This window comes from Bradyrhizobium sp. MOS001, from assembly GCF_004634465.1.
In the GTDB taxonomy this organism is placed as follows: Bacteria; Pseudomonadota; Alphaproteobacteria; order Rhizobiales; family Xanthobacteraceae; genus Bradyrhizobium; species Bradyrhizobium barranii.
On the sequence record NZ_SPVJ01000173.1, the window covers coordinates 1 to 1,176 of the forward strand.

1 pseudogene is annotated in these 1,176 nt (G+C 61.7%); it reads right to left on the reverse strand.

Going from position 1 to position 1,176, the window contains the following annotated elements:
- Nucleotides 1–800: 800 nt before the first annotated feature.
- Nucleotides 801–1,083, reverse strand: a pseudogene (locus tag CT676_RS43720) (SOS response-associated peptidase); the annotation flags it as partial.
- Nucleotides 1,084–1,176 lie beyond the last annotated feature (93 nt).

A 1,176-nucleotide genomic window follows, 5' to 3' on the forward strand; every position in this document is an offset into this window, starting at 1 on the left:
CGGAGGCGAAACTTTCTACTGCGGCTATAGCTCGATGGCGCAGTGCCACGCCAATGCATCGGGCCTCTCCGCCATGTGCGTTACCAATCCATATTTTGCGAACGCACAAGTGCCACGGGAACCAGCCTATCGACGGCCTCGTCGCGCCTACTAGATCGGACAGGGGCGCGACGACTCGGGTTGAGGCGGCCGACGCCCCCGGAGAGGCCCGCCCCTCGATCCGATCTCGCACGAGCCGCATACGCTGGCGCCGAAGCCAAAATCCGCCGGCTGGAGGCCTTCGGCGCTGTAGGTGCATCGATCTGCGACAACCAAACGACTGAACGGGTATAAAATCCGGACAATTCTTGATCTTCAGTGTGACCGCGGCCGTAAAGAGGCCAAACGGACCTGGCGTCCTTTGGCAGCCATCTCACTGTTGTCAGCGCGGGCTACACGACCGACATGAGCTACGATCCATCCACGATAGCCACATTGCGCCGCGCGTTGGACGAGGTGCTGCTTGACGTCCGTTTCCATCAGCGGAAGTCGCCTTCGGCACTTGAAATTGCCGAACATCTCCTGGCGGGTGCCGCGGACAGAAAACGGTACCTAGAGCGCCTGAAATGCTCGGCTTCAAGAAATTAATCGGCGATGCCGCGCGCTTGCCGAGCTAGACTGCATAGCGATCTCAAGACTCTTGCGGGCAGATTTTTGGGGATCGGTAAGGTCGATCGACGGCGACTTTCATTTGACGGCCTTAGTCCTCCTTCGGCGCCACGCGCCACGATCCTCAGCGCATCACCCGGCAGCGGACGTTGCTCGGAGAAGCTGTTAGCCGGGACAAGGCCGCGGTTCTCCGGCTTCAGCCAGGCTCGCCAGTGCGGTGACGGCATTGCGGATGTTGGTGACCGGTGGCCCGCCGAACTTTGGTGGCGGCGGCATGCCCCAGCGCATCATGGCCAGCTCGCGGCCCGTGTCGGTGTTGCGCACCACCGGGTGATCCGGAAACACGACCGGCATCGGCGCGAGGTTGCCGACATAGCGGTTGACGACGCGGAATAGGGCGATGATCGCGGCTTGGTTTGTGGTGATGCTGTAGATGGGGTGATTGCGGTTGCTGCTCGAAAGGCTCAGCCTGGAAGGGAAGCCGGCGAGCCGGTGGCAGCAGGAGCGGGAACATGAAGCACTATGTCG